This window comes from Actinoplanes sp. ATCC 53533 (genome assembly GCF_003947245.1).
Window position 1 is genome coordinate 1 of record NZ_QHHV01000045.1, and the last position, 22,510, is coordinate 22,510.

At 68.0% G+C, this 22,510-nt stretch carries 20 protein-coding genes; 15 read left to right on the forward strand and 5 right to left on the reverse strand.

All coding sequences use genetic code 11. The features are described 5' to 3' along the window. The coding region (locus tag DMB66_RS15825; RefSeq protein ID WP_125804849.1) for a DUF2971 domain-containing protein at positions 1 to 791 on the reverse strand (791 nt) is incomplete at its 3' end. A gap of 443 nt (positions 792 to 1,234) precedes the next feature. On the opposite strand from DMB66_RS15825, the gene DMB66_RS15830 reads away from it, so the two are divergent. From DMB66_RS15830 to DMB66_RS15845, 4 genes are all read left to right on the forward strand, one after another. After that, positions 1,235 to 1,699 carry an NUDIX domain-containing protein gene (locus DMB66_RS15830; protein WP_370318500.1) on the forward strand — a complete coding sequence of 155 codons (465 nt, stop codon included), beginning with the start codon at positions 1,235 to 1,237 and terminating at the stop codon, positions 1,697 to 1,699. A 33-nt stretch (positions 1,700 to 1,732) separates the two neighbouring features. After that, positions 1,733 to 2,305 carry a nucleotidyltransferase family protein gene (locus DMB66_RS15835; protein WP_233624590.1) on the forward strand — a complete coding sequence of 191 codons (573 nt, stop codon included), beginning with the start codon at positions 1,733 to 1,735 and terminating at the stop codon, positions 2,303 to 2,305. Between the two features lie 470 nt (positions 2,306 to 2,775). Then, on the forward strand, positions 2,776 to 3,564 hold the full coding sequence (locus tag DMB66_RS15840; protein WP_125804850.1) for an SAM-dependent methyltransferase: 789 nt from the start codon (positions 2,776 to 2,778) through the stop codon (positions 3,562 to 3,564). Positions 3,565 to 4,009: 445 nt separating this feature from the next. After that, the gene (locus tag DMB66_RS15845; protein WP_125804851.1) at positions 4,010 to 4,810 is read left to right on the forward strand and encodes a phosphotransferase family protein; all 801 of its coding nucleotides are present in this window, start codon (positions 4,010 to 4,012) and stop codon (positions 4,808 to 4,810) included. Positions 4,811 to 5,069: 259 nt separating this feature from the next. On the opposite strand, the gene DMB66_RS61180 is transcribed toward DMB66_RS15845, so the two are convergent. Beyond that, complete coding sequence (locus tag DMB66_RS61180) at positions 5,070 to 5,219, reverse strand: hypothetical protein (protein ID WP_158647252.1); 150 nt, start codon at positions 5,217 to 5,219, stop codon at positions 5,070 to 5,072. Between the two features lie 47 nt (positions 5,220 to 5,266). Here DMB66_RS61180 and DMB66_RS15850 point away from each other — a divergent pair, with 47 nt between their 5' ends. Both DMB66_RS15850 and DMB66_RS15855 read left to right on the forward strand, forming a co-directional pair. Next, positions 5,267 to 5,905, forward strand: a complete 639-nt coding sequence (locus tag DMB66_RS15850; protein WP_125804852.1) for a hypothetical protein — start codon at positions 5,267 to 5,269, stop codon at positions 5,903 to 5,905. Positions 5,906 to 5,942: 37 nt separating this feature from the next. Next, the gene (locus DMB66_RS15855; protein ID WP_125804853.1) at positions 5,943 to 6,782 is read left to right on the forward strand and encodes a hypothetical protein; all 840 of its coding nucleotides are present in this window, start codon (positions 5,943 to 5,945) and stop codon (positions 6,780 to 6,782) included. A 621-nt stretch (positions 6,783 to 7,403) separates the two neighbouring features. Here DMB66_RS15855 and DMB66_RS15860 read toward each other — a convergent pair. Continuing rightward, positions 7,404 to 9,164: a hypothetical protein gene (locus DMB66_RS15860; protein ID WP_125804854.1), complete on the reverse strand. Its 1,761-nt coding sequence runs from the start codon at positions 9,162 to 9,164 to the stop codon at positions 7,404 to 7,406. A gap of 817 nt (positions 9,165 to 9,981) precedes the next feature. Here DMB66_RS15860 and DMB66_RS15865 point away from each other — a divergent pair. From DMB66_RS15865 to DMB66_RS15895, 7 genes are all read left to right on the forward strand, one after another. Further along, on the forward strand, positions 9,982 to 10,506 hold the full coding sequence (locus tag DMB66_RS15865; protein ID WP_125804855.1) for an RICIN domain-containing protein: 525 nt from the start codon (positions 9,982 to 9,984) through the stop codon (positions 10,504 to 10,506). A gap of 374 nt (positions 10,507 to 10,880) precedes the next feature. Next, positions 10,881 to 12,239, forward strand: a complete 1,359-nt coding sequence (locus tag DMB66_RS15870) for a styrene monooxygenase/indole monooxygenase family protein (RefSeq protein ID WP_158647253.1) — start codon at positions 10,881 to 10,883, stop codon at positions 12,237 to 12,239. After that, a complete protein-coding gene (locus DMB66_RS15875; protein ID WP_125804856.1) occupies positions 12,236 to 12,649 on the forward strand; it encodes a multidrug efflux SMR transporter in 414 nt (137 codons plus the stop codon). Before DMB66_RS15870 ends, DMB66_RS15875 begins: the two co-directional genes overlap by 4 nt. Beyond that, complete coding sequence (locus DMB66_RS15880; RefSeq protein ID WP_125804857.1) at positions 12,646 to 13,374, forward strand: class I SAM-dependent methyltransferase; 729 nt, start codon at positions 12,646 to 12,648, stop codon at positions 13,372 to 13,374. The genes DMB66_RS15875 and DMB66_RS15880 overlap by 4 nt, the downstream gene beginning before the upstream one ends. Positions 13,375 to 13,790: 416 nt before the next feature. After that, positions 13,791 to 14,117, forward strand: coding sequence for a hypothetical protein (locus DMB66_RS15885; protein WP_125804858.1), 327 nt, complete (start codon positions 13,791 to 13,793; stop codon positions 14,115 to 14,117). 524 nt (positions 14,118 to 14,641) lie between these two features. After that, positions 14,642 to 15,085: a hypothetical protein gene (locus DMB66_RS15890; protein WP_125804859.1), complete on the forward strand. Its 444-nt coding sequence runs from the start codon at positions 14,642 to 14,644 to the stop codon at positions 15,083 to 15,085. 139 nt (positions 15,086 to 15,224) lie between these two features. Beyond that, positions 15,225 to 16,457: an MFS transporter gene (locus DMB66_RS15895; RefSeq protein WP_125804860.1), complete on the forward strand. Its 1,233-nt coding sequence runs from the start codon at positions 15,225 to 15,227 to the stop codon at positions 16,455 to 16,457. 34 nt (positions 16,458 to 16,491) lie between these two features. Here DMB66_RS15895 and DMB66_RS15900 read toward each other — a convergent pair whose 3' ends face one another. Both DMB66_RS15900 and DMB66_RS15905 read right to left on the reverse strand, forming a co-directional pair. Beyond that, positions 16,492 to 17,697 (reverse strand): DNA ligase, encoded by a 1,206-nt coding sequence (locus DMB66_RS15900; RefSeq protein WP_233624591.1) that lies wholly within the window; start codon positions 17,695 to 17,697, stop codon positions 16,492 to 16,494. After that, positions 17,697 to 17,921, reverse strand: a complete 225-nt coding sequence (locus DMB66_RS15905) for a hypothetical protein (RefSeq protein WP_125804861.1) — start codon at positions 17,919 to 17,921, stop codon at positions 17,697 to 17,699. The genes DMB66_RS15900 and DMB66_RS15905 overlap by 1 nt, the downstream gene beginning before the upstream one ends. Positions 17,922 to 18,977: 1,056 nt before the next feature. Here DMB66_RS15905 and DMB66_RS15910 point away from each other — a divergent pair. Both DMB66_RS15910 and DMB66_RS15915 read left to right on the forward strand, forming a co-directional pair. Then, a complete protein-coding gene (locus DMB66_RS15910; RefSeq protein WP_125804862.1) occupies positions 18,978 to 21,587 on the forward strand; it encodes a hypothetical protein in 2,610 nt (869 codons plus the stop codon). Positions 21,588 to 21,787: 200 nt separating this feature from the next. Further along, the gene (locus DMB66_RS15915; protein ID WP_125804863.1) at positions 21,788 to 22,489 is read left to right on the forward strand and encodes a hypothetical protein; all 702 of its coding nucleotides are present in this window, start codon (positions 21,788 to 21,790) and stop codon (positions 22,487 to 22,489) included. Positions 22,490 to 22,510 lie beyond the last annotated feature (21 nt).

Sequence of the window (22,510 nt, forward strand, 5' to 3'; positions counted from 1 at the left end):
GGGCGTGGCTCATCGAATTGCGCCAGATATCGAAGCACGCTGGTGGTGTCGCCGAATTCCGTGCCGAGCACGATTGCCTTCAGCGACCGCGGGACGTCTAGGTAGAGAGGGTTGTCAAGTTCAAGCTCAGGCGGATCGAAACGCACTTGCACGAGCCGGGTCTCCCGCTCGTGCTGCCACACAGTGCTCTTGCGACCGTAGAGCGCCGCGATAGTCCTGGCGTTAAGCAGGCGGCCGAGTGCTGTTCGCAACGAGTCAAGGTGGTCGAACTCGCCTTCAAGCGGAACCTGCAGCGGAGCATCGTGGTACTCCACATCAACGAAGCTGCTGACGCTGTTGGCACGCACCCACGTATCCGACGCCTCCGAGAACTCGGCACCCAGCGTTTCCGCGTCGAATACCAGGCAGACGCCGCGATGGCGATCGCCGTATCGATCCCACATGGCCGAATTGGCCCAGCCACGATCGAAAATTGTCGGACGTGCGTTCGGCCTCGGTGGCCTGTCCCGCCCGAACGAGGCGACGCGAGCGCCGCGCCGCAGAGTCCGGTCCACGTAGGCTTGGAGGGCCGACTCCGTGAGTGGCGGTACAGCGCGAAGGTTCCGGCAGCCGGTCAGATCGTTAGCGCGCCACGAACTGGCTTCCCGTGGGTCGTTCATCGACGCGAAGGCTGCCAACCGAAGGGTTCGGTGCTCCAGGGTCGCCTCGGCGCCATCACGGCCAAGGTATCGGAACAGACTTTGGCCGTGATCGAATCCTTCCAGAGCAGTCAGCCAATGGTCGGCCACCATGAGCGCTCCCTACCGATGTTCCCCGGCCACTGCCAGACGAGCAGCGTGGCGGCCGTCTACGCCCGCCTACCTATGCAACGGGCAGGGAGCGGTTCGGTGATGCTTCGTAAACGATCGACGGCGAACAACCTGATCACCATGCATGATCGGGCGCGCACATCGGTCGCAGCCGGGCTCCGCTAGCAACTCGGCGTGAGTGGGCAAAGGCGAACGTCCGGGTCGACGGCCGGCTCCAATCGCCGCGCAAGGTGGCGTGATCAGTATGACGCCTTGCCGTACCTGGGCTGTGCACGGAACCCGTACGCCGACAGCAAAGTTATGTGGAACTTCCTTCGCATGAAGAAGAGCGGCCCCCAAGGGCCACTCAAAGGGGACAAGATCGCCTGGAAAGGGCCACGACGAACGGGAAGCTACAGACGGCCACGAACCCGGGAGACAGTACCTTGACTGACTACACCGCGACCCTGCCCCGCAAACGCATGGGCGCCGGCGCCCTGTTCACCGACCAGGCCGGCCAGTCCCTGCTCGTCGAACCAATCTATAAACGTGAATGGGAAGTGCCTGGTGGTGCCGTCGAGGCGGACGAGTCGCCGCGCGCAGCCACGGCCCGAGAGATCGAAGAGGAACTCGGCCTTGTCGTGACACCGGGTCGGCTGCTCGTCGTCGACTGGGTGCCTGCCCGGGACGGCCGTACCGAAGGGCTGATGCTGGTCTTCGACGGCGGCGTGCTGACCCCGGCCCAGACCAGCACGATCAGGCTGCCCGCCGACGAACTGCGCAGTTGGGCCTGGTGCGACCAGCAGCAGGCCCAGCAGCGTCTGTCCGGACTACTCGCCCGGCGGGTGGCCGCCGCGCTCGAAGCCGGCGATGACGGTGCCACCGCCTATCTGGAAGACGGCCACCGTTGACGGGCGCACGGATGGCGTGACGAGGAGGGCAGTGTGAACAACGTCCTGGTCGATCTGATCCGGTCCAATTCGTGGATCATGCGGGTGCTCGGCGCGGTCCGCGACGAAGCCACCGCCGACGCCTGGGTCGGTGCCGGCGTCATTCGCGACCTGGTATGGGGTGAGCGCTACGGAGCAGGCTTCTGGCCCGAGCCAGTCCGTGACGTCGACGTGGCCTTCTTCGATCAAGCCGATCTGAGCCGAGCCAACGACGACCACGCGACCGCGCAACTGGCGCGCCGGCTTGCTGGCGTGCCGTGGGAAGCGAAGAACCAGGCCGCCGTGCACACCTGGTACCCGCACAAGTTCGGTGGAGACGCCGTCGAGCCCCTGACATCGATTCGGGACGCCGTCGGGACGTGGCCGGAAGCCGCTACCGCCGTCGCCGTGCGCCTGAGCGTCACCGACGCGATCGAGATCTGCGCCCCGCTCGGTCTCGACGACCTGCTCAACGGGGTCTGGCGACGTAGCCCCCGCCGCATCAGGGTCGAACAATCACGTGCCCGACTCGAACGGCACCAGCCCGGCGCACGATGGCCGCGGGTGACCGTCGTGCCTCCCACATGACCCGAACTTGCGCCTCGAACCCCTGCCGGCTCGTGCTCAGCCGAGGTCCGGCAGTTCGGCGTCGCCGCCCGCCTCTGGCGGCTGGTCCCGGCGCCCGGCGAGCTCGACTACCCCGGGCGGGGCCTGCGGTTGACCGCCGAACCCCGCAGCAGGTCCGCTACCACCCTTTCGCCCGCGACGTCGTGCTGACGCTAGCCCAGGCCGATCGATGGTCGTCGTCCACGCTGCGAGGAATGGCTGCGTGGATGGGCCTCCAGGACTGAGATTTGCCCCCGGACCCGACAGCAAAGCATCGCGACCACCTGCCCAGCGGCATCTTTTGGACTCCACTGGGTTAAGTATCGGCACCGCGGTTGGCGCTGAGATTGATACGGTGCGTCGTTCAGGAAGCCGGAGCGGACTGAGGCCCATTGGTCTGATAGCCCGCGGCGGTCCATTGGCTCGTTCCACCCGAATCGAAGGATGTCAGCGTGACTCACGACGAGGACTCACCCGCCAAATTGGATACAGGCGTTCCCCATACCGCGCGGATCTGGAACTATTTGCTCGGCGGCAAGGACAACTTCGCCGTCGACCGGGCAGTCGGCGATCAGATTCTCGTCGGTCAGCCGGCGCTCGCCGAGAACGCCAGGCTCAGCCGCGCCTTCCTCGTCCGCGCGGTGACCTATCTGGCCGGCGAGGCGGGTGTGCGCCAGTTCCTGGACATCGGCACCGGCCTGCCCACCGCCAACAACACCCACGAGGTGGCCCAGTCGGTGGCCCCGAGCAGTCGCATCGTCTACGTCGACAACGACCCGCTCGTGCTCGCGCACGCCCGCGCCCTGCTGACCAGCAAGCCCGAGGGCCGCACCAACTACGTCGACGCCAACCTGTACGACACCGACCTGGTCCTCCGCGAGGCGGCCCGCACCCTCGACTTCACCGAGCCGGTCGCGGTGCTGTTCATGGGCGTCCTCGGCCACGTCGAGGACGATTCCGTCGCGATGGGCATCGTCCGGAAGGCGATGGACGCCGTGCCGTCCGGCAGTTACCTCGCCGTGTGCGATGCCACCGACGCTACGCCCGAGGTCGTCGAGGCCGCCCGCCTCTGGAACCAGTCCGCCGCGCTCCCGTACCACCTGCGCAGCAGCGAGCGCCTCGCCCAGTTCTTCGAGGCGCTGGAGCTGGTCGAGCCGGGTCTGGTCTCGGTGACCAAGTGGCGGCCGGAGGGCGACGCGGAAGAGATCGACCAGTACGGCGCCGTGGGGCGCAAGCCGTAGTCCACTCCCAAGTCTGAAGGACACTTGCCGCCCTGGAAGGGTGGCGGTGATGCCGGCGGCATCACTGGTGAGCTGCTGCGGGGCGGGTTTGTGGACGCGCAGGTGCGCTGCTGGCGGTATCACCTGCGCAGTTCTGGTAACTGACTACCGGACGGGGGACGGGATCTTCTCCAGCCCGGCCTTCAGCGGGAGTGTCTGGCGGAACGTCGACGGACAGGGATTTGTGATCCGGTGGGCCGCCATCGACGTGCTCCTTCGAGATCTACTTCCGGCCCGTCACCGGTGAGAGAGCTTCTGACACCGAAGTGACAGGGATGGGACGGTGCGGGTGTGGGACCCGGGCACCAGCGCGCACCTGCACGAGCTGACCGGCCACACCGATGGGTGTCATCGGTGGCGGCGCTGCCGCGCCCGTACCCGGGCGTCTGAAAGGACTACCTGACCGATGCGCATGGACTGGACCGCGTTGCCCGTAGCCGTCACGACGGAGGTAGCTGACCGCCTCGGCGAAACTCACGCCATCCCGGCTACGACCGGCGCCCATGCGGAGATAGCCGCAACCGTCACCGGGACGGACGGGAAGGTCTTCGTGAAGGCGGCCCACACCGACTTCGGGGTCCGGTCACTGCGCTACGAGCTGCGGGTGAGTGAGGCTGTCAGGGTGTCGTACTCACCCGCGGTCGAATGGCATTTCGAGGAGGCCGGCTGGCTGGTGGTGGCGTTCGAGCACTGCGCGGGCCGACATGCCGACCTGGGGCCGGGCAGCCCTGACCTCGAACTGCTCGACGAGTTCCTGACGGAACTCGGAGAGACACCTGCGCCGCCCGACGTGGCACTGTTCAGCCCCAGAGGACGGCTCGGATTCGAGCATCCGGCTATGGACGGCGACAGGCTGGTCCACACCGACCTCACCGCGGCCAATCTGATCGTGACCCCGGAAGGGTTGCGGGTCGTCGACTGGGCCTTCGCTACCAAGGCGGCCTCGTGGTTCGAGCTGGCTTCGCTGACGCACTGGCTCATTGGCGCCGGCCATACGCCTGACCAGGCTGAGCAGTGGTTGGCGCGACACCCCGCGTGGCGGCTGACCGAACCAGAGGTCTTGGATTACTTCGCGACCCGGAACGCGGAGAAGTGGGCCTGCAAGTCGGCGGGAACAACCACGGCATGGATGCATGACCTCGCGGCCTGGACGTCTCAATGGTCGGCGTATCGGCACCAGACCAGCAAGATCGCCCCGACCAACTAACCCGCACAGCTGACCCCGACTCGCGAGAGGAGGGTGACTCCACGATGGTGACGAAGTAGTCTCGCATCCGACCAGGCAGGGTGACGGGCAACGATGCCTCCGCACCGTCCCACATCGCTAGGTCAGCGGAGGATCTGGCTGGTCGTGGCGTAGTGGAAGCGGCGGCGATCTTGCCGTCTGGCTCTGCGCGGCCGGGCTCACCCCTGGGGGTGATCACGACCCCCATCAGGGCTCGCCCGTGGGCACGGTTCACCAGCGATCAGCTCGCGGTCATGAACGTACGGGCCGCGGCTTTGCTGGGCCGTTCGAGACGTGGCAGGTCTACTTGCAGGACCACGCAGCGCGCCGTGGCCGTTGCCACGGCGGCGCCCTCGTCCACGACGCCGATGCCGCGCCTTTTCGGGGTCATGTGTCAAACTGTGTACCCGCGCTGCCTGCCGTAACGGGATGGGTCTCATGGCTCGAAAGGGCAAGTTCCACCGTCTGGTCGACGATTTCGTGGCTACGGTCACCGAACTTGGCGGCCGGGTTGACCCGAGCGTGGTCGCCGACGAACTCCAGTCCCGCATCGATGCGATCGCCGTGCAGCTCCGCGTCACCCCACAGACCGTGTTGCGGTCCTATATCGACGACGGCTGGGGTCGGCAGATGGCGACCGCCATGATGGCCGACGTGCACGGCCGGGAGGCTGTCGAGGCCGCAGGGCCCGACGAACACGTCGGGGTCCGCGTCGCCGCGCGGCTGCTCGCCGCGCTCGGCCAGGCCATCCTGTTCGCCACGGTCAACCAGGACGCCACCGAGCCGGTACCGCGGCTGGATGTCCGGATCGCGGCCGAGGCGGTCACCGGACTGAGTATGGCCGTCCACGACCGTCCGAGTGAGGCGGACCTCGTCGTGGTCAGTGCGCAAGTCGTGACGTGGACCCGCATCACGCTGGAGGCGTTCCGCGAACAGGTGAGCGCCGGCGCGTGGTCGTCGTGCCCGTGCGGGGAGGATCACGGCCAGGCCGACACTGACGCCGCTGTGCTCCGCGCCGTGAGCGCGGACCTGCTGTTCCTACCGGCCGCCGACTTGTTGGCCCGGCCGGGCCGCTGATGAGCCCGATGACCGTGCCGGCCGTGACCATGGTGTGATGGCCGCCGATGAGCTCGACGAGCTGGACTGGGTTGTATGGAACCTGGAGGTCTCGGATCCAGGTGAACTGACCGAGCCCGGCGTAAGTGAGCGCACCACACCGGCGGTGACGCAGATGGCTGGCTCGCCCGGGTGCGTGTTCATCCAGTGCAGTGATGACGACGCCGTCGATGGGGTGCCCTACTACTCGTGGCTGGTGCGGGTGCCACGCGAGGAGCATCTGCGTCGCGACGATCAGGGCGTCCCCGTGGTGGTCGGCGCGCTGCACGCGCACCTGCGTACGCAGGTCCCGGAGCGGGTTGACCAGTGGCGGGTCTACCCCGACCGTGGCCTGTCCAGGCGCGATGAGGCCGGGCGTGTCCTGCGCCACGCGTACGACGATCTCCTGGACCCGCTGGAGACCGTCCTGCTGGGTCTTCGCCGCGACGGTGCCCATGAGATGGATCCCGAGGCTCGTTGCTGGTGGCGGAGCAACGACCGCACTGCTCTGGCCGGAACCTACACCCTGTGGCTGTGCCAAGACCCCGACGTCGACGGTGCCGCGCGCTGGCTGCTGGTGAACGCCGGGCTGGCCGTCACCGACACCTTCTGGGACGGCCGACACGGCCAAGGACTGCGGCGCTTCGGCGTCAAGCCAGACAGCCCGGTGCTGGTATGGCCCCGGCCTGTCGCCCACCAGTGGCTGATCACCGTCACCACCGGGAGTTTCATGATCCCGCCGACCGCGTCGCGTCCGGACGCCGTCGGTGCGTCGTACCGGTGGACGTCGCGTGACGGCACGGCACTCGCCCACCGCGTAGGCGTTGATCTTCGTGCGCTGCTGCATGGCGGACACTGACCGGCAGCACTCGGCCACCACGCCCGCTCGCCGTTATTCGCGTCGGTTGCGGGCCTCGCGAACGCCCTCCTCGGGGCACGGGCCGTCCCACCGCGCTCGCCGCCACCCGACCGGATCGCCGCACCTTGACCACGGTGCACGCACCCGCGTCCTCGGACCCGGCCACTGCCGGCAGGACACGCAGCTGCGGCGTCCGCGTTGCCCAGCACTCCGGCGGCTGGTCCGGGCCCAGGTCGTCGCTGGGCCGCTGCCACGCCGCCCGCATCACGGCGTCCACCTGCTGGCCCGCCGCGAGCCCAGCCCACATGATCGCGACGACCTGCTCGGCGATGACCTCGGCAGGACCACCGCGAAACCGGATGGCTCGGGGGCGCGGGAGACGCCTCGCCCGGACCGCCGAGATGCCTCACCACGGCCACGCGTACCGCGAGCAGGGACGATTCCCGCCGTCCCGGAGCTCGGCCACGGCGGGAATCGTGGATCATCGACGCTGACCGCGCGGCCACCGTCCCAGTCGTCGACGAAACGATCCAGCGCACAGCAACGGCGTTCGTCGCGCCCGCGGCCCGGGCGCGCTCGCTGGCCCAGATCCGGGCCTGACCCTGATGCGGCGACACTCCCTTACGGTGTGAACCGGTGGCCGGCGTGGGTGACGCTGACGAGGTAGTTCATCGGCACGGGGAACGGGTCTTGGCAGGCTGCCGGCGCCAGCAGCAGAGCTGTCCGGTCGGCACTGACCGCATGCAGGGAAGCTTCCACGGTGGCGATCAACGGCCCGTGCCGGCCGGTGCTCGGCGTCAGCCGGTGCGGTGCGGCGCCTGCGAAGGCCAGGGCGGTGCGGACGCCGCCGTCCCGGTCGACGTGCACGTGTTCGACGGTTCCGCTGTAGCCGTGACCCATCGGGTCGCTCGGTAGCTCGACGGCGATGAGGACCCGGCAGCCGCCGTCGCCGCGGCGCAGCGCCTGGGCCAGCAGGTCGACGTCGTCGACCCCGGCGAGGAACACCGTGCCGGGGGTCCACGCTTGCTCAGCTTCCCATGGCTGCCATCCACGCTCGACGGGGTCGGTGCGATCCCACCGCGGCGGATGCGCGTCGGGCGCGAACGGCCGCTGATAGGAGTGCCGCAGCGTCGGGTCGGCGGCGTCGTCGCGGGCCAGCCGGACCAGTTCGGAGGGCTCGGACCGGCCTGGCACGTCCTGCGGCAACAGCGGCAACCCGCAACGGGCGAGACGTTTCCGGACGATCCCCCGGTCGGTACGGCCGCCGGACAACGGCACCGCCGTCAGCTTCGGGGAAACAGCGGCGACCTGCTCGGCGGCGTACCCGGGCACTCGCAGGACCGCGATCTGCGGCCGGTGCGTACCGTACCCGCCCTCCCATTGGAAAGTGTTGCCGTCGGCGTGCCCCCACCAGCTCGGGTGCAGGCCGACGTACCGGTCGACGGCTGCCACGACGGGGAACTGGGCGAGGAAGGCCAGCGGTGCGTCCTCGGCGCGCGTCGGTGGCCACAGCGGCACCGCCAGGGCGTACTGCGTTTCAGTGGCCTGGTCGCCCGTCAGGTTGGCGAGTTCTTGGGTGAGGTCGGTCAGCCACCGCTGGACGACGCCGGTGACGTACGCGTGGTAGACACGTCGGGCCCACGTGTGCGGGCAGTCACCGTCGGTGACTGGCACGTCCGGTTGGCACGGCAACGCGGCCAGGTCGTGCACGTGGTCGTAGCGGGCCAGGACCGCGGCCAGAACCGGCGCGTCGATCGTGCCGGGATCGCAGCGCCGGCGGTGCAGCGTCCGCCAGGTGCTGGCCGCGATCGACCACGCGTCCGCGCCCGCTTCGTGTCGGTCACGGGCGCCGATGCGGTGGATCTCGGCGGACTCCGCCTGCGCCGTGGTGCCCGCGGCCACATTCGCGATCGTGCGGATCAGCCGGGAGTCGAGCTCCGGGTCGCCGATCAACGCTGCGACCTCGTCCAGGATGTCGGTGATCTGCGCGACCACCGACGCGCGGGCGACGCGGATGCCGGACACCGTCGCCGACCATTTCCTGTTCCCGCGGAACGGTTCGAGGAGACGCTCGCCGGTCAGGGCCGGGACCGGAGGCTGGGTTCTCATCCGTGCGTAGGTGGTCCACGTCCAGGTCGTCGCCGTGCCGGCAAGTCTCTTCCGCCAATAGGTGACCCAGGTGGCGCCGGCCTGCAGCGCCTGCACGGCGTACAGGGCGGCGTCGAGGTACGGATCGAGCTCGTCTCGTTTCCAGCAGTTGCGGCACAGCCGCGCCCAGTCGAGACCGAGGACAGGCTCACGATGGACGGCGAGCTGGCCGTTGGCGTTACGGCAGGCGTGCTCGGTCCGATGCCACTTCCCGCCGGCGGAAGCGACAGTCAAGGACGCGTGGGTAACTGGCCCGGGCGGAACCCCGACAGCGGCGAAGTCCTCGGCGGACGGTGCGGTCCCGGTCCATTTCACGTCAACGTCCTTACTGCCCGTCCCGCGATCGCAGCCGCGACCCCACCGACTGCACGCTGTGCACCCTATCGCCACGCTCCACCGGGGGCCGGAATGCTCCGAATGTCGCGAGACCCCACCGCAGGACAAGCGCCGGCGATGGGAGCGGTCCATGATGACTGGCGAGTTGGAGCGCCATGGGGGCACCGCGGCCTTGCGCCTCGCGGTCGGCGAGCGCGCCTGTCTGTCACACGGTAACCCGCGGCACGAGGCACGCCGCTGATTGCCGTCGCATCGGCGTTGCGGTCCACAGGGGCAGCCGCGACTGCGGTGGATCGAAGCGGGCGGGACTACCTCGGACTACCGCAGACAACTATCGCACGCACGGGGTTTCGTAGATCGTCGAGAAACGCAGACGGCGAATGTGTACAAGCGACGCTCGAAGCGGCGATCCCGCTTCGGGGAACATCCTGTGCCCACCGACAAGAAGCAGCTACTTCGGGTGGCGGACCCAACGACGTATTCGGCGTCGATCGTCCCTGAAAGGAGCCGCGCCCGCATTTCCCCGAAAGGTGACACACGCGCGAGTGAATGGAGAAAGCGGCGTGTTTCACCGGAATCGGGATCTGGTCGCCCGACGCGGGAGGCTGCCGTGGCCACCGAGCCCGTAATCCATCGCATTCGCTGTCTGCGTGGCCGGTGTCATCACGCCGCCGTAATCGACGAAATCGTCCACGACGACAAAGGACCGATCTGAATGACCAGGACTATCGCGCGCGTCATCGCCCTCGTCGCTGTCGCGCTGACCGCCACACTCGCCGCTGCCACGCCTGCGCAGGCCGCCACGATCCGCCAGATCAAGACGGTCAAGGACGGCACCTGCGTGCGCCCGACCACCAAACCGACCGACCTGCGCGCCCGGAGCTGCAGCACCAAGCCCATCAAAGCGCGGGACTGGCAGGTGATTGCCGTCGGGAAGCTGAACGGGCATCCAGTGTGGCAGCTCAAGAACCGCAACACCGGCAAGTGTCTGGCCCGCTCCGGGACGACCGGCCTCGGCGTCCCCTCCTCCCAGTCGTGTGGGCTCGGCGCCAGCACCTACTGGGAGGTTTTCACGATCAAGAACGGCAGCAAGACCACGGCGATCGTGCTCAAGAGCTTCAGTGCCTTCGCGTGGGCCGGCCGGCACGCCTGCCTGCGCTACGAGGGCAAATACCACGCCGCGAACGTCGAACTCGCCACCTGCAACGTCCGGCAGACCCTCCAACGCTGGCGTCCCTGACCGGCGCCGACGCAACCATCGGCGCTGCCTGCGTCGTTGAACCTCGCCGGCCCGGACCGCAAATCCTCGTTCGCTGCTGGCCGTGTACGGCCGGGCCGGATCACGCACCGCCGCCAACCGCAACGGCTGCAGTCGTGGTCTCTGCACGCCCCGCTTGTGGCACCGGCAAGCCCCTTCCGGCGGTGGCGCCGATATCCGAACTCGCACCACGTGTCCGGGTTAAGGATGGCCGGCCCTGTTCGCGCCGCCCGCGCCCGCGCACAGCAGCACGTCTCGCCGTAGCCGCCGTCCGGCCGGACCCGCCGGACCCGCCCTCCCGCGTGAGCAGCTCAACCCATCCCGTTCACCCCAGCAGACATGCCCATGGAGCAACCATGCGAAAGATCCTCATCGTCGGTGCCGGGCAGGCCGGCCTCCAACTCGCCCTGAGCCTGCTGACACACGGCTACGAGGTAGCCGTCGTATCGGCGACCACCCCGGAGCAGATCCGAGCTGGTCGCCCGCAGGGCATACCAGCATTGTTCGCACCGGCGCTGGCCACCGAACGCGGCTACCGGCTCAACCTGTTCGGCACGGCCACGCCGCCGCTGTACGGCGCCCGCGTCACCGTTGCTGGCCCGTCTGGCTGGCCGGTGTTGGCGTTCAACGCCGAGTTGGAACGCCCAGGCCGGTGCACCGACCTGCGCGTCAAGACCGCGGCCTGGCTTGAACTCGCCGAGCAGCGCGGCGCCACGGTCATCTACCAGCAGGTGACCGCCCAGGACCTGGACGTCATCACCGCCGACGGCGGATTCGACCTGGCGATCGTCGCCGCCGGCTGCGGTGACCTGACCAACGTTTTCGGCACCGATCCTGTGCGTACGGTCCACGATCGTCCCCAGCGGGTTGTTGCCGGCGCCTACGTGCAGGGCCTGCGACCGGACCCGCACTGGGCGGATACCCACCTCGAGTTCCACACCGTGCCCGGCATCGGTGAACTGTTGGTGGTTCCCGCAGTGAGCCTGTCAGGGCCCTGCCACGCCCTGGCTTTCGAAGCCCTGCCCGGCGGGCCGGCCGATCAGTGGCCGGGGGCCGCGATCGACCCGGAGAAGATCCTGGACCTGATCGTCGACCTGGTTCACACGTTCACGCCGTGGGTGGCTGAACGAGTTCGACAGGTGAGGCTCGGCGACCCGAACGGTGCGGTGTATGGGCGAGTTCATCCCCGCGTGCGCCACCCGGTCGCGCACCTTCCTAGCGGCGGCATCGCGATGGGCCTGGGTGACGCGCTCATCGTCAACGACCCGGTTGGCGGACAGGGCGCCAACCTCGCCGCCAAGGCCGCAGCCTTCACCGTCGGCGCGATCCTCGCCCACGGCATGCAGCCGTTCGGCGAGGCATGGATGAACGCCACGTTTGAGGCGTTCTGGTCCAGCCACGGCGCCGCAGCGACCACCCTGACTAATACGCTGCTGAGCCCGCCAGCACCGCACATGATGGAACTGTTCGCCGTCTCAGCCGGGAACCCGCAGGTAGCGGCCCGGTTCGCCGCCGGTCTGGCCGACCCGGCCGACATGACCTGGTTCACCCATCCCGACGCTGCCGCCAGCTACCTCGCCACCGTCACCAAGGACCACCAGCCGGACAAGCTCGCCGGCCCCCGCGGCGGCGACCGGGTCTGGCCGCTCAACGCGCGCCGCCGGCCGCGGCCAGGGTTGAGGCAGCTACCCACCTCCCGCCGGAGCAGGCCATGACGGGCTGGCTCCTGCTGGGCGCGGCGATCGTCGCGGAGGTCCTCGCGACCACCGCGCTGACCTACTCCGACGGCCTGACCCGCCACACGCTGACCATCGTGACCGCCGTGCTGTACGTCCTGTCGTACATCAGCCTGGCCCGAGCCCTCAAGGCCGGCATGGAGATCAGCGTCGCGTACGCGGTCTGGTCCGGAGTCGGTACCGCCGCCCTCGCCGTCATCGGGGTGCTGTTGTTCGGCGAATCCATGACACCGCACAAGATCGCCGCCATCGTCCTGATCGTCGCCGGCGTGATCTTGCTGAATTTCTCCGCCACCACACCAACCCCGGAGCTGGCACAAGCCGTGCAGGTCCGCGTCGACGTTACCGACACCGCCGAATCCATCCCCGAGATGAGGACAAGATCATGACCGCCGTAAATCCTCTCGCCCGGTCCACCACATCCGAGCGGGGCTCCGCGCAGGCACCGCGCGGCACTACCCGGTTCGTCGTCGAGGCGTTGCGCGCGCCGCACCAGATCGGGGCCATCGCGCAGAGCGGGCCACGCCTGGCGGCCCAGGCCGCCGGTCTACTCGCTCCCCACGGCGGCCCGCAAACGGTCGTCGAACTAGGCCCCGGTGCCGGCGCCATCAGCGACACGCTGAGCGCGCATCTCCCGCCCGGAAGCAGATTGCTCGGCGTCGAGATCAACGCGGCGATGGTGGAGCACCTGACCGAAACGCGACCGTGGCTCGACGTCATCCACGGCAACGCCGCAGACCTCCCCGCCCTGCTGCGCACCGCGCAGCTCCCACCCGCTGACCTGATCGTCAGCGCATTGCCCTGGTCCGTGATCGCCGCTACGACACAACAGCGCATCCTGCACGCCATCACCGAAGCCATGCACCCGAACGGCACCTTCACGACCGTGGTCACCCTTCCCGCCCGGCTGCTGCCCTCGGCACAGCGGTTCCGCCGGCGACTCCACGACACGTTCGGTTCCGTTTCCCAGACCCGGACCGTGTGGCGCAACATCCCACCCGCGCGCCTCTACATCTGCCGCGGCCCCTCCGCCCGGCCCTGGACCGCACCACGCCATCGCCATCCAGCCGCAGCAGCCCCCTTGCTCGTCGACCAAACCGCAGGATCGCGCTGACCTGAACCACGACCACGACCACGGCGAACTGGTCGGCAGCCGGCATGCGGGCTCGCGAAGCTGCCAGCTCGCCGCCGTCAACGAGCTAGCCACCCCCGGGCGCTATCGGACTCGCCGAGCGACACGTGCTCGGACTAACCCCAGGACAACGCAGGACTATCGCGGACTACTATCGCAAGCCGCCGTTTCCGTAGATCGTCGACGTAGGCAAATGACGACGAATCAAAGGGGACCGTGTAGTGATTCCGGTCGGCCAGTTGCCCAGAACTACACAACTGCAGGCGTCCATGGGCGGGTGCGGCCACCAGAATGCTGGGCTTGGCATTCTGCAAAGCCATTTCGCTCCTGAGCCGCGAACAAGAACGCGGCGGGGAACGGCACTGAAGGGGGATTGTCTTCCGTATTTCGAAATATGGGTGCCCGCGATCGAGGAACGCCGCCGCGAATCCCATCACGAACAGGTGCTGCCGCAGGTGAATCACCTGCTATTGGCACCGCCCAGAACCACCACCACGTCCGAACCGGGAAAGGAACCCATCATGAAGATCATCCTCGCCACCGCACTGATCGCCGCAGCCTCGCTCGCCGTCGCCGCAGTGCCGATCACCGCCCCGGCATCGTCAGCGCTCGGGTACGCGGCCGCGGCGGTTCCGCCCCCGGCCGAGCCGCTGGCCAAGTTCACCTCGTCCGCCCTCATCGCAACCTTCAGTGGCGCGGCCACCGAAAGGCTCCGGGGCGGCTGACTTGGCGACACCAGCGGCAGAACTGCAGACCAGCAGGGTCGCCAGGACCGTCAGGTCCCCCGTGGTGGTGGCCCGCTCCTGCATCTGACCGCCGGATGCCGGCCACCGGGACCGTTGTGGATCCCGGAGGCCGGCAATCCGTGCCGCCGAGCCGCCGCCAGGTGTCGGCCGCCGCGATGACCCTGCCGAGCTGGTCGGGCTGTCGGCCACCTTTGGCAGGACTCGCCGGTGGTCGCTGACGCCGAGAACCGGCCGGGCGAGTTGACGGCCCGCCGCCGGCTCCATGCGAGACACCGCGGCGTGCCGCACACCTGGCACGACCGAATCGCTACGGCGCCATCCAGCGCTTGGCCGCGCCGTGTGCTGACGCGCCGATCGGTGGATCGCTGCCTAACCGCACGGCGTGTCCACCGCCACGACGCACCCGCGTCGCCCGCACCCCGTCCACGGCTTCGCCGTGCCGACATACCCCCGCCATACCCCGAGACGACGACGGATCTCGTCGACGCATCGAAGGAGCATCCATGCGAAACGCCCTCACCCGCATCGTCACCATCGCCGCCGTCGCCCTGGGCCTCACGCTCACCGCCACCGCACCGGTGCTGGCCAGCGCGGACAAGTGCAAAGGCGACGCCTTCGCCAGCTGCGTCGCGGTCAACGGGAAGAAGCGGCACGTCAACTGGATCAAGAGCCGTGTCGCGCTCTACGCCAAAACGTGCCGGTACGGCCACAGCCAAGTGCTGATCAACAACAAGCACTATGCCGACTCCAACGGCGGCAGGGACAAGGACTACTGCTCCAAGTCCGTGTTCGGCGACGAAGTCACCACCGGTACCTGGAAGGTCAACCGCAACTACGCCAAGGGCACCAAGATCTGCAGCAAGTTCTGGGTGCGCACCGGCGCTACCGGGCCGGGAACGGTCAACGGCTACCAGAGCCTCGGCACCGCCTGCGCCACGATCGGCTGACCCCGCCACCCCAGCGACAAACCGGTGATGCCGCCAGCATCACCCACCAGAGCCGCCCGCATAGCCGCCGGGCGGCCCTGACCTACGCCGCACCGGCGGCCCTGCTCCACCTCACCCGCGACTTTCCGGGGAGAACTCCATGACCACCACCCTGCACGACGCCGCCAACACCGCTTCCACGCCACGCGTGCTGCGCCGGTACCGCGTCGCTATCAGCACCATGTTCGCCATCGCCGGCGTGATCATCGGCGCCTGGACCGCCCGCATCCCCGCCATCCAGCACCACCTCGACCTGACCGACAGCCACCTCAGCATCGTCCTGCTCGCCCTCGCGTGCGGGGGACTGGTCGGCATGCGCTGCGCCGGACGGCTCGTCGACCGCCACGGCAGCACCCGGGTCATGACCGTCACCTCCCTGACTCTCGGCGCCGCGCTGACGGTCACCGCCTACGCGCCCAACATGGCCACCCTCGCCCTGGCCCTGCTCGCCCTCGGCACTGTGCACGGCACCCTCAACGTCGCCATGAACGCGGCCGCCGTGGCGTGCCAAACCGCTTACCGGCGACCGATCATGACCTCGTTCCACGCGCAGTTCAGCATCGGCGGGGTCGCCGGCGCCGCCGCTGCCGCCGGCTGCGCCCATGTCCACCTCAGCGTCGGACACACCTTCGCCGGCGTCGGCGCCGCGCTGACCGTCGCGGCGTTCTGGGCGATACGCCGACTGAACCTCGCGCCGAACACCGAGGCCGTTGGCGAGCGACCGGCGTCGACGCCCGAGCGCGGGCGCGGCCCTGGGCGTCGCCGGGTGGCGTTGCTCGGCCTGCTCGCGTTCTGTGCGTTGATCAGCGAGGGCGCGGCCGCCGACTGGAGCAGCGTCTACCTCGACCGGCTCGGCGCGTCACCCGCCTACGCCGCGGCGGCGTACGCCGCGTTCGCCGGCTGTATGACCCTCGGGCGCCTCACCGGCGACCGCCTTACCGCCGGGGTCGCCCCCGTCACGCTGCTGCGTGGCTGCGGTCTGATCGCCGGCGGCGGCCTGGCCGCCGGCGTCCTCATCGGCAGCCCTGCCGCGGCGATCATCGGATTCGGGTGCCTTGGCGCTGGTCTGTCCTGCGTCATCCCGCTGCTGTATTCCACCGCCGGCAACCTCGACCCAGACCGGCCCGGCGCCGCCCTCTCGCGCGTCTCGGCAGTGGGCTACCTCGGCTACGTCACCGGTCCCGTAATCATCGGCGGCGCCGCCACGCACGTCGGACTGGGCCACGCGCTCCTCATCCTGCCAGTCCTGGCCGCGCTCCTCGTCGCCGCCGCACCCGTCGTGCGGCCAGCAGCCGCTCGACCGACCCCGCTGCCGAGCGCCACGAGCAGCTGAGAGCTACCAAGGGGGTGCCGAGGCGTCGGGGCTTCTAGGCGACACCGTGCTGCCGCTGGGTGACCTCGGTCGCCTTGGCCTCGATCAGGTCGCTCATGTCGATGCCCGCCTCGGCCAGCACTTTTTCGAGGCCGTCGATGGTAAGCCCGTCAACGACGTTGTCGTTGTGGAGAAGCCGGAAGAACTGGTCGTCGCCGCGGCGGACGACTTCGACCTGCCATTGCTCGTCCGGAGTTTTGAGTGCACCCTCCACTTCGTCGGGCGCCGGCGACACAGCAGGCGTCGGTGCGCGGTGAACGGATGATGGACTGCGGTCGGGTCTCAGCTCTCGCCACGAAGAATGGCGGAGTCTGTTCTCCGGCGTCCAGCTCCTGAACTCCACCTCGCCGACGAGTACCGGCTCTACCCAGATGGCGCGGCGGGCCCGTTCGCGGGGAACGTCCGGTACCGGCGGGGTAGTGCGTTCGAGCGGCTCGAGTTGCTGGTGGAGGTGCCGAAGCGCGATGTCGGTAAAGCCGGTGCCGACATCTCCGGCGTACACCAGCTGGTCGCGCTCGTCGTAGACCGCGAGCAGGACCGATCCGAGGGTGCCGGCCCGGCGGCCCTCCCCGAGCCGCCACCCGATCACGATCACTTCCTGAGTCCGGACCAACGGCACCTTCGTGAAGTCGGTCGACCTCTTCCCGGGCCGGTACGGGGCGCTCAGCCGTTTCGCCACCACGCCTTCCAGGCCGGCGAGCTCCGCCGCCTCCAGAATGCTTTGCCCGTCAACATTGACGAAGTTGCGCGGAACTCGCATGTGCACCCCGGACAGGCCGAGCCCGTCGAGCACATCCCGGCGGGTGATATACGGCATCGAGGTCACGTCCTCGGCCCCGAGGCGCAGCACATCGAACACGTAGTAGCTGACCGGCGTGGCGTCGAGCAGCGCCCGGGACGGCTCGGCCACGTGCATTCGGGCCTGGAGCCGACTGAAACTGGGCCGCTCGCCGGGCTCCAGCGCGACGATCTCCCCGTCTAGCACCGCGTCGCGTCCGTCGAGCAGCATGCCGAGCTCCTGCAGTTCGGGGTAGTGGGAGGTGATGTCGTTGGCGTTCCGCTGTACAGCCGCACCTCGCCGTGCTGCACGTAGGCGACCGACCTGACACCGTCGAACTTTCATCTCATAGGCCCATCCGCTGCCCCGCGGCAGCGGGCCGGCAGCGGCCAGCATCGGCGGGATCAACTCGAACGGCGGCATCACTCGCACCCGTCCTCGACCCGAATCTCCCTGAAGTCTCCGGACCTGAGCCCGTGGCGTTGGAAGAGTTTTAGCAGTTCAGGCCGCGTCCGGACGTATTCGACAGCGCTGTTGTGCCGGAGTTCGATCCACTCGCGCAGGCCGTCGCCGCGGTCGAGCCAGACGGTCTCGACCTGCCAGCCAGCGTGTTCAAGCACGGGTAGCACTTGTCCAGTCACTCTCATGAGTGATCCTTTGCGCAACACCAAGGGCCGAACTACAGCGGTGTGGTTTACCTGCGGGCAGGAGCTGGGAACACGACCGTGGCCGTCCTCGGCAGGGCTGCCCGCCCCCGCCCAGAAGCGGTCAGCCGGAGCTCCTGGGTACGCAGCCGTCCGTGCCCGCGCCCCAGCCCGGTCCAGACCTTGCTCGTGCACTCGATCACCAGGTCAGACCCGGGCCACGCCGACGTCGGAATCAGGACGGTGCCACGCTGCCGGGCCCTGGCCTGAAGCGACCGGATCACCGGCTCAGTGAAGTCTGGCGGGGGCGCCACCACGACCAGGTCCACCCCGTCGATCAGTTCCCCGTCAAGTCCTTGTGTTCAATCGCCTCCGCCTGATTCTCACCTGAAGACAACGCCTCCATGCGCTTGCTGTGTGTCGGCGCCCAACGCCTGACCCCGACCGGCAGGTCTTGGTCCAGATCCCGAACTGGTACGCGAACCGCTCGACGTCGACCGCGACTCGGTCGTGTCGGCCCGCTCCAGCAGGGTCAGGGCGCCAGCGATGCGCGCCCGGCCACCATCGCAGGTCAGCGATATCCGTTGCTTCCGGCCCGTACTGCCGGAATCCCTGACGTGCGCAAGACGACGAGCAGTCGCCGTTGTCTAGCTGTTCGCCGAAACTACGGCAATCCTCTACTCTGTGTAACTTCTCAATCTCACCGCGTAAGGATTGCTGTCCGATTCGGATATCTTGTTGGATAAGTTGTGACATGGGTGGCTAAGTGTGTCTGGTCCGATTCTGACGGCCAAAATTTCTCTCTGGATGACCGATGCGGGACTGGGCGGGTGGTTCAGGCGTGGCCGCCGGGCGGTGGATCCATTGCCGTGGTGCGTGGAGCCATGCTCGTGGCTCGCCCATTGATCTGGTGCTGCCGTTCCCTATTTCGGGGTCGGCGCTATTCGACGCGAGGTTTGAATGTCTCGACCCCCACGGCGCAAGTCAGCCAAGGCTGTCGCATCTTCCACTGACGCCCCCGAATCGCATTCTGGGAAATCGGTTCAACGAAAGGTAGCCATGGCTGATTTCTTTTCCCCGTTTCGCCGGCGGGCGGGCATCGGGATGGCTGCGGCAACCGGTCTGATGGTGGTGGTGTCGATGGCGGCCGTGCCAGCCCGTGCCGACACGCCGTCGGATGCGCCGTCGGACACGCTGAGCTGGGTGCCGGAGGGCGTGCGCGCCGCGATGACCGCTGCCAAGGAGACCAGCAAGCGCGTCAAGATCGACGATGCGACCACCGAGACGTCGGAGTTCTACGCAACGCCCGACGGCAAGATCGCCGCGAAGATCTCGGCGAATATCGAGCGTTTCAGCCGTGATGGGGCCTGGGTGCCGATCGACCTCACCCTGCGGAAGCAAGCCGACGGTTCGGTGGCCCCTACCGCCTATCCGCAGGACATGCGGTTCTCCGGTAAGCGCGCCGCCGAGACCGGTGACCTCATGGCCATGGGATCCGGCGACGAGAAGATCACCGTGGGCTGGCAAACCGCGCTGCCGGAACCCACGCTGGCCGGCAGCAAAGCCACCTACCCCGAGGTCATGCCGGGCGTAGACCTGGTGGTCCAGGCCACCCAGACCGGTTTCGAACAGTTCACGGTCCTAAAAACGGCCGCAGCCGCGAAGTACGTCGACCAGATCACGTTGCCGCTCTCTGGCCCGGGCGTCTCGGTCGTGAGAACTGATAAGAAAGGCAACATTCGGGTCCATAGCCGCGGCGGAGAGCAGCATACGGCCATCCCGACGCCAATGATGTGGGACTCGCGATCGGCGACACACGGCGGCCCGCCTAAGCGCCGTCAGGTCACTGCGGACATCACCCACACCACGCCGGCACAGGCCCGAAAGGGACGGGACGCCACCGACCCGGTCAACCTTACGCTCAAGCCGGATAAGAACTGGTTGACCAGCCCCGACACCGTCTACCCGGTCACCATCGACCCGTACTACGACTGGTCCACCACGGCCGGCAGCACCACGGTGGTCAAGGGCTACGCGACTGGCTGGCCGGACTCGGACTCCCTGTTCGTCGGCACCTACGACAGCACCTGGACTGGCCGTTCGTTCATCAGCTGGTGGGCGACGGGCCTGCAAGGATTCCAGGTCGACCAGGCCACCCTGCACCTGGCCAACCCGTACTCCACGACGTGCTCGCAGACCCCGTGGGAGATCTGGACCACCGACCCGATCACCGCCGACACGTCCTGGACCAACCAGCCGGAATGGCAGGTAAAGGAAGCCACGTCGACGAGCACCAGCTGCAACGACGGCTGGGTCACCGCGGACGCCACCAGCTTCTTCCAGCGGGCCGTCGAGAAGCAGGTAGGCCAGCCCACCATGGGGCTGCGGACCGCCGACGAGACCGCCACCAACCAGTACAAGCAGTTCTCGTCATGGAACGCCGCCGACTCGTCAAAGTCGCCCTTCGTCGAGGTGTGGTACAGCCTGCCACCCAACCCCGTGGACCCGGACGCCGGTCTGTGGGCGAACCAAAGCACACTGAGCGACTTCGCAGACTGGACTGTCGCCGAGGTTGGCACCACGAGCGGCTACATCGAGTCCGTCAACGAGGCGAAAACCACGTCGGTCACCCTGCTGTGGGCCGGACCGCCGAACGCGATGCAGGCAGCCGTGCTCGCCGAAGCCCAGCGCCGTACCATCACCGCCACCGTCAAACAGCGCGTATACACCAAGGACCAGCTCGCTCAGGCAGCCGATGCCGCCCTGGCCAGCGCCACCTCCGGCTCGGGAGTTTTCGCCAACTTCACCATCGGCACGACGGCGGCCGTCTCACCCGAGTTCGACGGCGTCATCATCACCGGGCAGCACAAATCCAACCCCGCCGACACCGCCGCCGCCGACCAGGCGCTGTCCCAGCAAGCCACCCAGGCGTTGGGCGTCGCGGTGAAGGTCCAGACCGCCCCGATGCCTACTAACACCGGCACCACGCGAGGCACCGACACCTCCCCGTTCAACGCCGGCGCCTACATGGCTCCTGGCTGCACGCTGGGCTTCGGCCTAAGAATCGGCTCGGCTACCTACACCACAACCGCGCGCCACTGCGATGCGCAGTCTTATTCGGCGAACGACGCAACCGTCGCCAGAAAATACGGCACGAAGCTGGTCGCCCGCGATGGCGCTGCCAGACTGCTGACCGCAGGCGGATCCCGGCTCATGTTCTACGGCGGCTACAACAGCTCGCTGAAGGCAACCGTCGTCCGTCACCCGAGCACCGGCGCCGGCGCGAATATCAACCCTGGCGATTACGTGTGCACCAGTGGCGGCAACTCCGGCAGCCACTGCGGCGGCGGAGCAAACATGAAGGTAATAAAGGGGGGCGTTAAGTACGAAGACGGATACGGAATCACATCCACAATCCTCGCCAAACGGATCGACGGCGGCCTCGCCGCGGTGCGGGGCGACAGTGGCGGGCCTGTCTACCGGAACACGCCCGGCGTGTTTGGCGCTACGAACGTCTACGCCGTCGGGATGATCCAAGCAGGCATGGGCGACAAAGTGCCGTGCGGGTCGTTGCGTCAATCCACCGGCTTGTGCTACTCGGAGGTTCTTTACACTTCGATCAATACCATTATCCGAGGCGTTTCCGGCTCTTCTCTCGTCACTGGCTAACAGCAGCCCGGGTGGAGGTGAATGCGTCTACGTACGTGTTCGCCTCCACTTTTTTGGCCAGCTATGTGGCATCCTTCCCGGCGAGAAAGCAGCACTAATGTCCGGCTGCGGCATCGGTGCGCCGAAACGGGGCGTACCGGTTTACAGGAACCGGCGGTACCATTCCGATCAACCGCGACCAGGCCGATCGAAGGAAAGATATGACGTTCGATGAACACGCCGGCAGCTCGGCGCATCGGGCGCTGGTGCGCCCGGATGCGCCGTCGGCCGGCATGAGGACCGGCCCCGACTCGATGCGCCGCCGCCGGCTCCTGATGGCCGCGGCCGTTGCCCTCACCGTCATCGCTGGTGTCACCGGAGCGCATGCCGCATCGGCAGCCGCAAGTAAACCGGACCGTAAAAAGCCCCAGCCCGCGGCGTCGGGCTCCGAGGAGGATCTCTGGCGCCGCCAGGATCAGCTCAGCGCTCTTTGCGACTGGATCGACGCCCAGCCCGGCATCAAGACCAGCGGCTACGTCACCTCCATCAACGACCCGGAAGTCGGCTCCACCGTCCTGGTGTGGCACGGGCCGCCCGACCGCATGCAGCAGCAGATCATGGACGAAGCGCGCCGCCGGAACATCCCCATCTCCATCCAACAACGCAACCACAGCATGAACGACCTCGAACGGGCCGTTGATCAGCTCATCGCCATCAAGTCGGGCACCGGCGAGTTCCAGAACTTCAAGGTCAGCACAGTCGCCACCTTCGACATCAACTTCGACGGGGTCACCGTCCAAGGCGACTACATCCATCCCCCAGCCGAAGGCGTCCAAGTCGCAGACACCGCACTCGCGCAGACTTTGGCCGCCAAGACCGGCGTAGCGGTCGCGATCGAACACGGCCAGATCCAGCTCCTGTGACTGGTCCGGCCGAAAGCGCGT

Coding starts and splice junctions, on each gene's coding strand:
- DMB66_RS15880 (WP_125804857.1), top strand. CDS start 12,646: ATGACCGCCGTAAATCCTCTCGCCCGGTCCACCACATCCGAGCGGGGC.
- DMB66_RS15845 (WP_125804851.1), top strand. CDS start 4,010: ATGCGCATGGACTGGACCGCGTTGCCCGTAGCCGTCACGACGGAGGTA.
- DMB66_RS15865 (WP_125804855.1), top strand. CDS start 9,982: ATGACCAGGACTATCGCGCGCGTCATCGCCCTCGTCGCTGTCGCGCTG.
- DMB66_RS15850 (WP_125804852.1), top strand. CDS start 5,267: ATGGCTCGAAAGGGCAAGTTCCACCGTCTGGTCGACGATTTCGTGGCT.
- DMB66_RS15915 (WP_125804863.1), top strand. CDS start 21,788: ATGACGTTCGATGAACACGCCGGCAGCTCGGCGCATCGGGCGCTGGTG.
- DMB66_RS15870 (WP_158647253.1), top strand. CDS start 10,881: ATGCGAAAGATCCTCATCGTCGGTGCCGGGCAGGCCGGCCTCCAACTC.
- DMB66_RS15905 (WP_125804861.1), bottom strand. CDS start 17,921: ATGAGAGTGACTGGACAAGTGCTACCCGTGCTTGAACACGCTGGCTGG.
- DMB66_RS15910 (WP_125804862.1), top strand. CDS start 18,978: ATGGCTGATTTCTTTTCCCCGTTTCGCCGGCGGGCGGGCATCGGGATG.
- DMB66_RS15895 (WP_125804860.1), top strand. CDS start 15,225: ATGACCACCACCCTGCACGACGCCGCCAACACCGCTTCCACGCCACGC.
- DMB66_RS15875 (WP_125804856.1), top strand. CDS start 12,236: ATGACGGGCTGGCTCCTGCTGGGCGCGGCGATCGTCGCGGAGGTCCTC.
- DMB66_RS15900 (WP_233624591.1), bottom strand. CDS start 17,697: ATGCCGCCGTTCGAGTTGATCCCGCCGATGCTGGCCGCTGCCGGCCCG.
- DMB66_RS15890 (WP_125804859.1), top strand. CDS start 14,642: ATGCGAAACGCCCTCACCCGCATCGTCACCATCGCCGCCGTCGCCCTG.
- DMB66_RS61180 (WP_158647252.1), bottom strand. CDS start 5,219: ATGACCCCGAAAAGGCGCGGCATCGGCGTCGTGGACGAGGGCGCCGCC.
- DMB66_RS15855 (WP_125804853.1), top strand. CDS start 5,943: ATGGCCGCCGATGAGCTCGACGAGCTGGACTGGGTTGTATGGAACCTG.